We start from the raw sequence: 14933 nt of genomic DNA, 5'->3' as shown, positions 1-14933 counted from the left end.
TACACAGGAGCAGGCATCCCGGCAAGGGATGCCTCATCTCAACTATGCAACGACTTTGTCTTTTGCATTTTCGGTACTTCCGGCAGCATACATTTCAGCCAGCGCGCGTTTGTACTCGGTCGGGAATACTTTGACGAACTTAGCGCGGCTGCTTGCCCAGTTATCCAGTAAATTGCGGGCACGGGTACTGCCGGTGTGCTTGAAATGACGCTCAATCAGCTGACGCAGAATCGCCTCATCGGTATCCCGCTCACCGCCACGCAACATGCTGTGCCAGACCGACTTATTCATCGACGCCGCCTGAACATCGCCTGCCAGAACAGGTTCCAGGGTCACCATGGCCATATTGCATTTACTCTCAAATGTCCCTTCGGGGTCATACACGTAAGCAATACCACCGGACATACCGGCTGCAAAGTTACGTCCGGTATTGCCCAAGACTACAACCGTACCGCCAGTCATGTATTCGCAGCCGTGATCGCCGGTTCCTTCTACCACTGTAACCGCGCCTGAATTACGCACTGCGAAACGTTCACCGGCGACACCGTTGATAAATGCTTCACCGGAAATCGCGCCGTACAACACGGTATTACCGCAAATGATGTTATCAACAGCCCAGCCACGGAACTCAGTATTCGGACGAATAATGATACGGCCGCCGGATAAGCCTTTACCGACATAGTCGTTACCTTCACCGACCAGATCCAGTGTCACACCATGCGCAAGGAATGCACCGGCAGATTGTCCGGCCGTTCCCTGTAACTGAATGTGAATAGTGTCATCAGGCAAGCCGGCATGACCATATTTCTTAGCCACTTCACCGGACAACATTGCACCGACCGTACGATTCAGATTCTTTACCGGTGAAATGAAGGAGACTTTTTCACCGGTTTCCAGCGCATGTTTTGCCTGCGCGATCAGTTTGTTATCAAGCGCTTTTTCGAGACCATGATCCTGCACGTCCACATGGCGGACTGCCTCGCCATCTGCCAGTTCAGGCTGATGGAAGATACGGCTGAAATCCAGACCTTTCGCTTTCCAGTGTGCAATCGCTTTAGATTTATCCAGCAGATCAACCCGCCCGATCAGCTCGTCGTAAGTACGAACACCCAGTTGCGCCATGATCTGACGTAATTCTTCAGCGACAAAGAAGAAGTAATTGACGACATATTCAGGCTTACCTGAGAACTTCGCTCGCAATACCGGATCTTGCGTTGCCACACCGACCGGGCAGGTATTGAGGTGGCACTTACGCATCATGATGCAACCTTCAACGACCAGCGGTGCGGTCGCAAATCCGATTTCATCCGCACCGAGCATCGCAGCAATAGCAACGTCACGCCCTGTTTTCATCTGGCCGTCTGCCTGTACGCGGACACGTCCGCGCAAGCCGTTGAGTACCAGTGTCTGCTGAGTCTCGGACAAGCCAAGTTCCCACGGCGTACCTGCATGTTTGATCGACGACAACGGTGAGGCACCGGTCCCGCCGTCATGACCAGCGATCACCAGATGATCGGCCTTCGCTTTCGACACACCGGCTGCAATCGTACCAACACCGACTTCAGATACCAGCTTGACTGAAATCGATGCATGCGGATTAACGTTTTTCAAGTCATGAATCAGCTGCGCCAGATCTTCGATCGAGTAGATATCGTGATGCGGCGGCGGAGAAATCAGACCGACACCCGGTACTGAAAAACGCAATTTTGCGATGTATTCAGAGACCTTATGGCCCGGCAGTTGTCCGCCCTCACCCGGCTTGGCACCTTGTGCCATCTTGATCTGAATCTGATCTGCCGATGTCAGGTATTCGGCTGTCACGCCAAAACGACCGGATGCAACTTGTTTAATTTTTGAGCGCAGCGAATCACCTTCAATCAGCGGAATGTCAACTTCGATCTGCTCTTTACCAATCACGGAAGCCAGTGTCGCGCCCTGCTTGATAGGAATTCCTTTGAGCTCTTGCTGATAACGCGCTGGATCTTCACCGCCCTCACCAGTATTTGATTTACCGCCAATGCGGTTCATCGCCACCGCCAGCGTTGCATGCGCCTCGGTACTGATGGAACCGAGAGACATCGCGCCAGTCGCAAAACGTTTAACGATCTCTTTCGCCGGCTCCACCTGCTCTAAAGAAATCGCTTTAGACGGATCAATTTTGAATTCAAACAGACCGCGCAAGGTCATATGACGTTTCGACTGATCGTTGATGATCTGCGCGTATTCTTTGTACGAATTGTAGTTATTCGCACGGGTCGAGTGCTGCAGTTTTGCAATCGCATCCGGCGTCCACATGTGGTCTTCACCGCGGACACGGTATGCATATTCACCACCGGCATCAAGCGCGTTGGCCAATACCGGATCTTTGCCAAACGCCAGTTTATGTAAGCGCAGCGCTTCTTCCGCTACTTCGAAAACGCCGATACCTTCCACATTAGAGGCCGTGCCTTTGAAGTATTTATCCACCAGAGATTTATTCAGGCCAATTGCTTCAAAAATTTGCGCGCCACAGTAAGACATATAGGTGGAAATACCCATTTTGGACATGACTTTCATCAAGCCCTTGCCAATCGCCTTGGTGTAGTTGTAAATCGCTTTTTCTGCTGACAGATCGCCAGATAAATCTTTCGCCATTTCAGCCAGTGTCTGCATCGCCAGATACGGATGCACCGCCTCTGCACCATATCCGGCAAGCAATGCAAAGTGATGCGTTTCACGCGCCGAACCGGTTTCCACCACCAGGCCGGTGGTGGTGCGCAAGCCTTTGCTGACCAGGTGCTGATGCACGGTCGAGGTCGCCAGCAAAGCTGGAATGGCGACATTATTCGCATCCATCTTGCGGTCGGTAATGATCATGATGTTATGTCCGGATTTCACCGCATCCACCACTTCCGCGCAGATGGAAGCAAGACGCGCTTCAATACCATCCTTACCCCAGGCAACCGGATAGCAGATATCGAGCTCATAGGATTTGAACTTGCCGCCTGTGTTTGCACTGATGTTACGTAATTTCGCGATGTCGGCGAAATCCAATACCGGCTGAGAAACCTCTAAACGCATCGGTGGGTTGATGTTATTGGTATCAAGCAAGTTAGGTTTAGGACCGATAAACGACACCAGCGACATCACCATCGCTTCACGGATAGGATCGATAGGTGGATTCGTTACCTGAGCGAACAACTGTTTAAAGTAGTTGTACAGTGGCTTGAGCTTGTTCGACATCACGGCAAGCGACGAATCGTTACCCATAGAACCGATCGCTTCTTCACCATTGGTCGCCATCGGTGCCATGAGGAATTTGATATCTTCCTGCGTATAACCAAAAGCTTGCTGACGATCCAGCAGCGTTGCGGCTTCGGGCGCAACTTCGAGTTCGGCATTCAGGCTGCTGAGTTTGATACGTACAGATTGGATCCACTGCTTGTAGGGTTTCGCGTTAGCGTAGGTGTCTTTAATTTCCTTGTCATCGATGATGCGGCCCGCTTCCAGATCAATCAGGAACATTTTTCCAGGCTGCAAACGCCACTTCTGAATGATTTTCGATTCAGGAATAGGCAATACGCCGGATTCCGACGCCATCACCACCAGATCATCGTCAGTCACGATATAGCGGGCAGGACGTAAGCCGTTACGATCCAGGGTGCCACCGATCTGACGGCCATCGGTAAACGCCATTGCAGCCGGACCGTCCCATGGTTCCATCATTGCAGCGTGGTATTCGTAGAACGCCCGACGATTGTCGTCCATCAACGTATGATTTTCCCATGCCTCAGGAATCATCATCATCATCGCCTGAGCGATCGGATAACCAGCCATCACCAGCAGCTCAAGCGCGTTATCAAAGCTTGCAGTATCGGATTGACCTTCAAAAATCAAAGGATAGAGCTTTTGCAAATCATCGCCCAGTACTGCAGATTTCATCACCCCTTCGCGTGCTCGCATCCAGTTGAAATTGCCTTTAACGGTATTGATCTCGCCGTTATGCGCAATCATGCGGTATGGGTGAGCCAGTGGCCATTCAGGGAAAGTATTAGTGGAGAAACGCTGATGCACCAGAGCCAGCGCAGAAACACAGCGCTCATCCTGCAAGTCTTTGTAGTAGACACCAACCTGATCTGCCAGCAACAGACCTTTGTACACTATCGTACGCGCCGACATCGATGGTACAAAATATTCTTTGCCATGCAGCAGATGCAAAGCTTCGATCGCATGTACCGCAGACTTACGGATCACATACAGTTTACGCTCCAGCGCGTCTGTGACCATGATGTCCGCACCACGGCCAATGAAAATCTGGCGAATGACAGGTTCTTTATCGCGCACAGTCGGCGACATCGGCATCTCCCGATCAACCGGAACATCACGCCATCCCAGAACGACCTGACCTTCTGCTCTGACAGCGCGCTCGATTTCCTGCTCACAGGCCAGACGGGAAGCATGTTCTTTCGGCAAAAAGATCATACCGACGCCGTACTCACCCGGTGGCGGCAACTGTATATTCTGCATCGCCATTTCTTCGCGATAATACTGATCCGGAATCTGAATCAGGATACCGGCACCATCCCCCATCAAAGGATCCGCACCAACAGCACCACGATGATCAAGGTTTTTCAGAATCAGCAAACCCTGTTCGACAATTGCGTGGTTTTTCTTGCCTTTGATATGAGCGATAAAACCGACGCCACAGGCATCATGTTCGTTAGACGGGTCGTATAAACCTTGGGCATGCATAGCGATCTCCAGATGGAAAAATTTAAAGTCTGATCAGCAGAATAGTGCAGCGCAAAAGAAAGTTCAATCTAAATAAATAGGGTCAGAGACAATTAAAATAAAAATTAAACTTAGTTGTATTTAAATAGGGTCAGAGTAATTTAAGTTAATAATTGGACTCTTATTTGTTATTATCCACGACTCATACTGACAGATTTTTTGGTAACTTTCTGGGCCGTCCACGCTTCGCCGGAACGACCCGCCTGTCGGTCAATTTACTGATATCCGCCTGGAATGCGGCAGAACCGAGCAACCATCCTTTTTGCACAGCATCGCCTAACTGCGCCATCTCGGAGGCAGAAAATGACTGGCTCATCATCTCCTTATAGTTGGCTTCGCGTTGAAATGGCGTATTACCAAGCGCCCAGAAAATAGGATGATCAGAGACCAGAGGATCTACCCTCTGTCCAATGTGGTGCTGATAACTTGACCACGGATACTCACTCGCATCGGAGACCAGCCCACTACGCAGAGGACTCCCCTCCACATACAAACTGCATTGCAGGAAATATTTTTCTGCTTCCAATACGGTAGCCTTGTACCGACCCTGCCATAAACTGCCGGATCGCTGATATTTCCGGTTGAAATAAGGTACGTAATAACGCCCGATCCATTGCATGAATTTACTCAGCCCCTGCTCATCGGAGGGAGTCAGCAACAAATGAAAATGATCTGGCATCAGAATATACGCGTGGATAGCCACCTGAAACTGCTTTGCCGCCTGAGCAAGCCAGTTCAGAAAGACGGTATGGTCTTCATTATCCCTGAACAAGAGTATCCCTTCATGACTTCGCTGTATCACATGATGTAAAGCCTGAGGAACCACTAAGCGGGGTAGCCTTGCCATAAAAAGTTACCGGTGTTCATAAAAAAGTCATTGTAAAGCAAGGTCACTTTAATCTGATAGGTGGTTTCAGCTTCAGCAATCAGCAGAAACTTTACGTACAAATGAGGGCAACTCTTCTTCTATCTTAATCAAAATTGTGGCAAAACAAAGATCGGCGTATTTACCTGCAGACGGATAACATTTAAATTACGTCTGCAATTTGAATGATAACCGGCTCTGATCAGCGCCCCACATGGGTTGATCTCGTGTGACGCCGGATGATTCATGTTGTGACTTGTCTCATATCAGATTTCAAATATATTGAAATTACAATAATCCTCAATCAATGCATGTCTCATGCATTAGAGAAATGGAAAACACATGACCTCACTACTCAAACAGCTCTCTGTCGGAAAACGATTAGGCCTGGGTTTTGCCCTGATCCTCGTTTTCTCTGTTTTCGCTACGTTGGTTGGCTTAACGCAACTCAATGCAGTTGCGACATCAACCAAAACCCTGTTAGAAGAGCCGCTGGCAACCGAGCGCCTGATCAGCGACTGGTATCGCTACATACACACAGCGATCCGCAGGACGGCCGCAATTGCAAAGAGCAGTGACTCCTCTTTAGCGACTTTTTTTGAAGCTGAGCAGACAGAATCAACCAAGGTGTCGGCTGATTTATTTAAACGCATCGTACAAAAATTTCAAAGCGAACAAGAAATAAAGCTCATAAAAGAAGTTGAGAAGCTGCGTGATACGTTTATAGCCACACGTACCAAAATCGTCGCACTGAAAAAAGAGGGGAATACCGAAGAGGCGAATCAATTACTTGAAACAACGTTCGTTCCGACTGCACGCGAGTACATGAAAAAAGTAGAAGAAATGCAGACACTGCAACGTAGCCAGATAGATGCAATGGCGGCAGACATCCAGACCAAATACGAGCGCAGCCGGACTTTTCTGATTATCCTGATCCTGCTTACCGCCACACTGGCCGTCATCACTGGCTGGCTGCTGACTCGTTCCATTACCAAACCATTGATTCAGGCCACGGATGTCGCTCAGAAAATGGCGATGGGAGATCTGACCGAAGTCGTCGATATTCATCGCAACGATGAGATCGGTACCCTTGTCACTGCCATTAACGGCGTCAGCAGCGGTCTCAGTCGGGTAATTGCCGATGTACGTAATGGTACCGATGCAATCAATGTCGCTGCGGCGGAAATCGCTTCTGGTAATGCTGATTTATCATCAAGGACGGAATCGCAGGCCAGTTCACTCGAAGAAACAGCGTCGTCCATGGAAGAGCTGACCTCGACCGTAAAACAAAATGCCGATAACGCACGCCAGGCAAATCAGCTGGTGGTGACTGCAACCGGCGTGGCGATCAAAGGAGGTGAGGTCGTTGATCAGGTCGTTGAGACGATGGGTTCAATCAAAGAAAGCTCCAATAAGATTGTCGATATTATCGCAGTGATTGATGGCATTGCCTTTCAGACCAATATTCTGGCGCTGAATGCGGCAGTTGAGGCAGCACGCGCAGGTGAGCAAGGCCGTGGATTTGCGGTGGTTGCATCGGAAGTACGTAATCTGGCGCAGCGCAGTGCTTCAGCGGCAAAAGAAATCAAGCAGTTGATTGATGACTCTGTCAGTAAGGTGGAACACGGTAGTCGCCTGGTGGATAACGCCGGTAGTACGATGCAGGAAATCGTCACGAGTGTACAGCGCGTCGCTGACATCATGTCTGAAATCAGTTCAGCCAGTCAGGAGCAGAGTGCAGGTATTGAGCAAGTGAATATGGCGATCAATCAGATGGATGAGATGACCCAACAGAATGCCGCGTTGGTTGAGGAAGCGGCTGCTGCTGCGGAAAGTATGCGTGAACAATCCGATAATCTGACGCAGGTCGTCGCCCAGTTCAAAATTGCGGCTCAATTGCAAACGGCCAGCACACTGGTTAAAACACCGGCTCGCACAGTGAAACCGGCCGCTGCAGCAGTGCGTCCGGTCAAAACGGCACCTGCACCTCGCAAACAAATTACGACGGCATCGACCTCGAATCAGGACTGGGAAGAATTCTGATGTAATTGCATTTGCGCGGAGTGATTCAACGTCGCAATGCTAAAACACAAAAAGCACGATGGACATTCTTGCCTATCGTGCTTTTTTTATTTCTTGACTGCTTAGTGGAACGCGCCAGCTAATTCTGGTGTTTTCGCTTTCAGACGGAAAGCACTTAATGCTTTAGTTGCATCCGGAACCGCTGTCACTTCTGTCACGCCGCTCATTAACTCTGAAATACGGCTTTTCAGTGCTTTTGCCTGGGTCGCCAAGTTGAAATGCGCCGGACGCTGAGTCTGAACAATACTCCAGCGAACGATAGGCGCATGCCCACTGCCATCTAACAATGCACGATCACGCATCCATTTTTCAAAGGAACGGGAAGGCATATCCGTTTCTATCCAGATCAGGTTATCGGATGTCATCTTCTTGTTGTCAGAAGGGCGAACCAAAATTTCGTAAATCATTTTCAGACTCCTGTTGGGGAATCTCCGCTGCGTAAACACTACGTGCAAAGATTCTATGAGTCCCAAAACGAGTCCAAAGTCACTTCGGTTGACACGTTATGTTACGAAAATAAAAAAAACTGAATTTTTTTCGCTGAATTAATAAAAAAATTTATTTTTTTATTAAAGAATATGAATCTTCTTATTCTTTTTGAATTTTAAAATATCAAACTCACCCCTCAGTCTGGTTTCTTCTGTTCCGTTATTTTTATCTTATTAGAAATTCAATCATCGTACTAAGCCATCTGCCCCAGAGTCTTACGAAAACGTGCCAGTGAAAACATGAATAACACTGAGCCAATGACTGATAGCGCGAGAAAAGGCCGCCATACAACGCCGATTCCTGCACCGCGATACAAAATGGCCTGACTCAGTTCCGTAAAATGCGTTGTAGGTACCAGAGACATCAGCCATTGAACGATAATGGACATGCTCTCGCGCGGCGTCATCCCGCCGGACAGCATTTCCAGCGGAATCATCGTCAGCATCATCAACAGGCCGAATTGCGGCATACTCCGAGCCAGAGTTGCCATAAAAATACCCATCGATGTTGTCGCAAACAGATGCAAAGTGACGCCGATTAAAAATAATGCAACTGAACCATCAATCGGTACATGCAGTACTCCTTGAATAATGACAGTCATTGAAATCAGTACAGCGACAAGTACCACCAGCGCCATCGACCAGATTTTTGCCAGCATGATTTCTGTCGGTGTCACGGGCATCACCAACAAATGTTCTACCGTTCCATGCTCGCGTTCACGGATTAACGCCGCACCCGTCAGAATAATTGAGAGCATCGTAATGTTGTTCACCAGTTCCATCAACGAGCCAAACCAGGATGGATTGAGCGCCGGATTAAAACGCGAACGCAAAGCAAGTTCCACGGGCTGTACGCTTGTCTGGCGATAACGCTGTACAAACTCATTGACCTCGCTCATCACTATCTGCTGTACCGCACCGTTGCCGGAAAACGCCTGACTCATACGTGTCGCATCGATATTCAACTGTAGTTGAGGCGTCTTTCCGGCAAGCACGTCGCGCTGGAAATTAGGGGGGATAACCAGAACAAACGTATATAGCCCGGCATCCAGTCCGGGGTCAACCTGTGCCTGACTGATGCGTACAGGCCTGGTAAATTGCGGCGGATACAATGCAGACGTGATACGCACAGACAACGCAGAATCATCCTCATCCACAATTGCTATCGGTGCACGGTTCAGCGTTTCCGGCATCGCCGTCCCTGCCACATAAATCGCTGCAGTGAATGTGTAAATGATCAGCAGCAGCATCATGGGATCCCGCCAGAGGCTCCATAATTCTTTGACGCCCAGACGATAAATATTTGCCAGATGACGTTGCATATCAGTGCTCCTGCTTTTTCAGCAAGGCAATGGCCGCGCCCAGAATCACCGGGATGGCGAGTAACAAGGGCCAGAATGCTGCGTGTAAATCTTCAAAACCCAATGCCTTACTGAAAACACCGCGACTGATGTTAAACATGTAAGTTGCCGGATAAATCTGCCCGACCAGATGCCCTATGCCTTCCAGCGAAGACACAGGATTAATCAATCCGGCAAACTGAACCGCCGGAATCATGGTGCCTATCATTGTGAAAAACATCGCTGCAATTTGGCTGCGGGTCAATGCTGATGCTAATAAACCCATACCCGTAGAACAAATACTGAATAGCCACGCGGCCAGCAATAAGACTATGAAATTCCCCTTCACCGGCACGTCGAATATCGTGACTGCAGCCAGACTCATCAAAAGAAAATTCAGCATCGCCAGAGCAACGTAAGGCACCTGCTTACCCAGCAAAAATTCCGTGCGCGTTGTCGGCGTCACGTAAAAATTGATGATCGACCCCAGTTCTTTTTCACGCACCACTGCCAGTGCCGTGAGCATCGCGGGCAACATCAACAGCAACAGCGGAATCACAGCCGGCACCATTGAAGGCAGACTTTTTACGTCAGGGTTGTACCGATAACGCGTCTCCACACTGCTGACGCCGGATAAAGTCATTCCCGTACGCTCATGCAGCTGCTGTAAAAACCATTGCTGGTGCATGCCCTGCACATAGCCATTCACGGTTTCTGCGCGTTGCGGCATCGCGCCATCGACCCAGGCACCGATCTGCACCGATTGTCCCCGCTCCACGTCGCGGGCAAAGCCAGGCGGGATTTCTATCGCCAGTGATAATTCACCGCTACGCATACGCCGGTCAAGCTCAGCATAGTCAGTAATCGGCGCATGCTCGACAAAATAACGTGACCCCGCAAGATTGAGTACGTAATTCTGACTCAGTACAGACTGATCCCGGTCGAGCACTGCAAAACGCAAATTTTCGACATCCATGCTGATGCCATAGCCCATCACAAACATCAGCAGCAGGGAGCCCAGCAGGGCCAGCGTACTGCGGACCGGATCTCTCTTTAATTCCAGCGCTTCACGCCAGGTATAGGTATAAATACGTCCGAGGCTGCGCCGGCCACGCTGCCAAAAACTCGACGACAATGATGCGGACGACACCGGTAACGCAGCGGCACTTACATTATCGGCAATGCTGTCATCGGCAGGCACCGGCTTTTTATCACCGGCATCGGCTTCCAGCAGATAACCGATAAATGCCTGTTCCAGTGTGGCTGCACCGCGTTTTGCAACTAATGCTGCCGGCGCGTCACTCGCGAGTACCCGTCCGGCATGCATCAGGGAAATACGGTCGCAGCGCTCCGCCTCATTCATGAAGTGAGTGGAGATAAAAATCGTAACGTGATCGCGCCGTGCGAGTTCTATCATCAAGCGCCAGAAATTATCACGTGCCACAGGATCCACGCCGGATGTCGGTTCATCCAGAATCAGCAATTCCGGTTGATGCACCATCGCAACCGCTAGCGACAAACGTTGCCGTATACCCAGCGGCAGTTTGTCGGGCAGCATGTCAACCACATCCTGCAAATCAAAGCGCCCCACCATCTCTGTCACACGCTGCGCTATCTCTGCCTCAGGTACATGAAATAAGCGTGCGTGCAATATCAGATTCTGCTGTACATTCAGTTCGGCGTACAAAGAAAACGACTGCGACATATAACCGACACGACGCCGGATAGCGATATCGTGCGGATTCACTTCCTGACCAAACAACCAGGCATCGCCCTCAGTCGCAGGCAACAAACCTGTCAGCATTTTCATGGTGGTCGATTTACCGCAGCCGTTTGAACCGAGAAAGCCGAATATCTCGCCACGCCGGATACGGAAGCTGACATGATCAACCGCCACAAAGTCGCCGAAGCGCATCGTCAGATCTTTTGCCTCAATCGCGATATCGGCATCGTCTTTCATCACCAGCGGCGGAATTTCTACACGCTGATGCCCGCGCCGCTTCATTTCTGGCAATAAGCCGATAAAGGCAGCCTCCAGTGAGGCTGTCATTGTCCGCTGCATCAGTTCAGCAGGCGTACCGGTTGCGAGTACCTTTCCATCATCCATCGCGACCAGCCAGTCAAATCCTTGCGCTTCGTCCATATACGCCGTCGCGACGATGACACTCATGCCGGGGCGGGTGACACGGATACGCGCAATCAGCTCCCAGAACTGCACGCGCGCCAGCGGATCAACTCCCGTAGTCGGCTCATCGAGTATCAGCAAATCCGGGTCATGAATCAGTGCGCAACACAAGCCGAGTTTCTGCTTCATGCCACCGGATAATTTACTCACCGGTCGGTCCAGAAATGGAGACAGACCGGTGCTGCGCGTCAATTCATTAATACGACGACGGCTTTCAGCAGCATCATGACCAAACAGACTGGCAAAGAATTGCAGGTTTTCTTCAACCGACAAAGTGGCAGAAAGATTCTTGCCCAGACCCTGCGGCATGTAGGCAATGCGTGGACATACCTGCTCACGATGATGACGGCTGGCCATATCACCGCCAAGCACTTCAAGATGCCCCTGCTGTAAAGCGCGGGCACCGGAAATCAACGATAACAGACTGGATTTCCCTACGCCATCGGGACCAATAATACCGACCATACAATTCGCCGGCATATCCAGCGTAATATCATCCAGTGCACAAACCTTGGCATAATTCAGCCGCAGGTTTTGGCCACGCGCAACAGGTGGTGGCGCTGCGGACAGGTTCACGGGAGCGCTCTCAGATTCAGCGATGCTGGCCACGCCGCCTGCGCATCAGGTTTAATCCATGCAACACCCGGCAAACCTGTTTTTACCTGTTGCAGATGCTTAAGCAATAAATTGCGGTCAATTCTGGCTTTCACGCGAAACATCAGTTTCTGACGCTCACTGGCCGTTTCGACCGTCTTAGGAGTGAACTGCGCCGTGCTGGCAACAAACGATACTTTTGCCGGAATCACAAATTGTGGCGCCGCATCCAGAACGATGCGCACCTCACTGCCAAGCGCGACCTTGCCGGCCGCGCTTTCCGGCACAAAAAACGTCATATAGACATCTGACAGATCGACCAGATTCAATACCTTTCCACCCCCACCCAGAATTTCACCTGGTTGAGCGACACGATACTGTACCCGCCCTGCACGCGGCGCTTTTAATTCGCTGTCCGCCAGTTCGACATCGATCCTTGCGGTCGTCGCAACTGCCGCCCTGACACTGGACTGCGAGCCGGTAACCTGCGTCAGCGCAGCAGCCACCGCTGCCTTCGCCGCGCGCACCTGCGCTCTGGTGGCCGCAAGTGCCGCAGCAGCGCTGCTGACGCGCGCACGATCATCATCAAGTTCCTGGCCGGAAGAGGCACCTTCTTTGAACAGTGTTTCCGAGCGTGCCAGACGCCTTTGGGCCGCATCAAGTTCACTTTCACGCTGCACAACCAGCGCCTGCGTTGCCTGCAAATCACTCTCACGCAGCGCGACCTGTGCCTCAGCGCCTTTCACCGCATATTCAGCCTGCTGCTGACGAGCCAGGGCTTCCTCTTTCTGAGCCTGCAGACTGTCAATTTGCATTCGTGCCAGCAATTGTCCCGCTTTCACAAACTCGCCTTCGGCAACCAGGATCTCCTGTACTCGCCCACCCAGTTTGGTGGCCACGTCGATTTCAGTGGCCTCTATACGGCCGTTGCCACTGATGACACCGTCGTTATGATTCACTCCGCTCAGGTGCTGATAGACAACATAAGAAGCAATTGCAGCGGCCACCACCGCGACCAGAATGACAAGCTTTTTGATATTTGAATTCATGCGTTTATTCCTGATTATGATTTCGCGCAGATGCAGGCCCCGCGGACGAAACAGATACTTCATCAGCCAACTGACTACCGCCGCCGAGAGCCGCAAATAATGCGACCTGTGCGGACAGGCTGGCGCGACGTATCTGCACCAGTTGCTGCTCACTCGACAGCAAATCACGCTCGGCATCTAATACTTCGAGATAACGTGCCGAACCATGGTCATAGCGGAGTTTGGCCAGCCGCGCACGCTCCGTTTGCACACTCAGGGTGGCACGCGCAATCTGTTCCTGCTCTGCCAGCCAGTGACGTGCAGATAAAGCGTCAGCGACATCCCTGAAAGCAGACTGCACCGTTTGTTCGTAGCGTGCCACAGCCTGCTCGCGCCGCAAGCGGGCAACTTCTGATGCCGCCTCACGTCTGCCACTGTCAAACAGCGGCAATGAGATGCCCGGTGAAAAAGTCCAGGCCTGGCTTCCGGCGCTGAATAATCTGTCTAATTCTGCACTTGCTGTGCCGGCAAACGCAGTTAAGCTGATTCTTGGAAAAAAAGCAGCACGGGCGGCAACGATATTTGCCTGTGCCGCCTGCAGCGCATGCTCGGTCGCGATTACGTCAGGTCGTTGCAGCAGCAGATCTGATGGTACGCCAGCCTGCAATTCCGGCAAGGGAGGAAGCTCATTGAATTGGTCCGACGCAGGAGGCAGTTGCAGCGGTACGCCAACCAGTAAGGTCAGCGCATTGATCTGACTCGCACGCGTCTGTTCTAGCTGCGCCTTTAATGCCATTGCCTGTTGCGATAACAACTCGACCTGCGTCAGCTCCAGTCGGGAAGTCGCCCCCAGATCAACGCGACGGCGAAAAATACGCAAAGACTCGGCACGACTTACGACGGTTTGCTGAGCCAGTATCAGACGCTCATCGGTCTCGCGCAAGGCCAGATACGTATTCGCGACTTGCGTGATCAGACTCAGCACCGTCGCACGGCGGCTGGCATCGCTGGCAAGATAGGTTTCAAGAGCCGCGGTATTCAGGCTGCTGACACGCCCCCAGAAATCAATTTCCCAACTGCTGAATCCGATACCAAGCTGAAACTGGTTACCGATAACCGGACGGCCAGACACATTCAGATCGCCGGGTACCGCCGTACGTGTCGCATCCAGACTGCCTGCAAAGGTAGGCAAACTGTCTGCTCGCTGTATGCCGTAAGCAGCACGCATCTCCTGTACCCTCAGCAATGCGGTGCGCACATCAAGATTATTGGCTAACGCCAGTGTAATAAGATGACGCAGAACTGGATCAGTAAAATAAGTTTCCCAGCCGATCTGGCGCGCGGCAATACCGGTTTCAGAAGTCGCAACTGCCGGGTAGGCATCAGCAACAGGCAGCACGGGCGATTGATAGTCTGAAAGTGGTACGGCACAACCTGTCAGCAGTGCCAGCATCAGTATCATCGTGGAAGCAGGAGTGATGACAGATACTGTATGCGGTTGCTCACTGCGGGAATTTTTGAACCTGTATCCATACAACATGGTTTAGCGCCTTTTTTCCTGACATCTCATACAAACTCATC

General features: G+C 51.1%; 8 protein-coding genes. 1 reads left to right on the top strand and 7 read right to left on the bottom strand.

The window, feature by feature from the left end:
* Positions 1–42 precede the first annotated feature (42 nt).
* Positions 43–4731 carry a glutamate synthase-related protein gene (locus ACOTSW_RS13555; RefSeq protein WP_423679595.1) on the bottom strand — a complete coding sequence of 1563 codons (4689 nt, stop codon included), beginning with the start codon at positions 4729–4731 and terminating at the stop codon, positions 43–45.
* Between the two features lie 181 nt (positions 4732–4912).
* Positions 4913–5617 carry a transposase gene (locus ACOTSW_RS13550; protein ID WP_423679594.1) on the bottom strand — a complete coding sequence of 235 codons (705 nt, stop codon included), beginning with the start codon at positions 5615–5617 and terminating at the stop codon, positions 4913–4915.
* Between the two features lie 360 nt (positions 5618–5977).
* Between ACOTSW_RS13550 and ACOTSW_RS13545 the strand changes: the two genes are divergently transcribed.
* Positions 5978–7678 carry a methyl-accepting chemotaxis protein gene (locus ACOTSW_RS13545; protein WP_423679593.1) on the top strand — a complete coding sequence of 567 codons (1701 nt, stop codon included), beginning with the start codon at positions 5978–5980 and terminating at the stop codon, positions 7676–7678.
* Positions 7679–7779: 101 nt separating this feature from the next.
* On the opposite strand, the gene ACOTSW_RS13540 is transcribed toward ACOTSW_RS13545, so the two are convergent.
* From ACOTSW_RS13540 to ACOTSW_RS13520, 5 genes are all read right to left on the bottom strand, one after another.
* Positions 7780–8124, bottom strand: a complete 345-nt coding sequence (locus tag ACOTSW_RS13540) for a hypothetical protein (RefSeq protein ID WP_423679592.1) — start codon at positions 8122–8124, stop codon at positions 7780–7782.
* 275 nt (positions 8125–8399) lie between these two features.
* The gene (locus ACOTSW_RS13535; protein ID WP_423679591.1) at positions 8400–9527 is read right to left on the bottom strand and encodes an ABC transporter permease; all 1128 of its coding nucleotides are present in this window, start codon (positions 9525–9527) and stop codon (positions 8400–8402) included.
* A 1-nt stretch (position 9528) separates the two neighbouring features.
* Positions 9529–12306, bottom strand: a complete 2778-nt coding sequence (rbbA, locus tag ACOTSW_RS13530) for a ribosome-associated ATPase/putative transporter RbbA (protein ID WP_423679590.1) — start codon at positions 12304–12306, stop codon at positions 9529–9531.
* Positions 12303–13373 (bottom strand): HlyD family secretion protein, encoded by a 1071-nt coding sequence (locus tag ACOTSW_RS13525; protein WP_423679589.1) that lies wholly within the window; start codon positions 13371–13373, stop codon positions 12303–12305. The genes rbbA and ACOTSW_RS13525 overlap by 4 nt, the downstream gene beginning before the upstream one ends.
* Before the next feature lie 4 nt (positions 13374–13377).
* The gene (locus tag ACOTSW_RS13520) at positions 13378–14892 is read right to left on the bottom strand and encodes an efflux transporter outer membrane subunit (RefSeq protein ID WP_423679588.1); all 1515 of its coding nucleotides are present in this window, start codon (positions 14890–14892) and stop codon (positions 13378–13380) included.
* Positions 14893–14933: the final 41 nt, after the last annotated feature.

Origin of the sequence: Undibacterium sp. WLHG33 (assembly GCF_049544815.1) — a bacterium.
Taxonomy (GTDB): domain Bacteria; phylum Pseudomonadota; class Gammaproteobacteria; order Burkholderiales; family Burkholderiaceae_D; genus Undibacterium.
The sequence above is the reverse complement of the archived record's forward strand: the minus strand, read 5'-3'. Positions and strand labels throughout refer to the sequence as shown.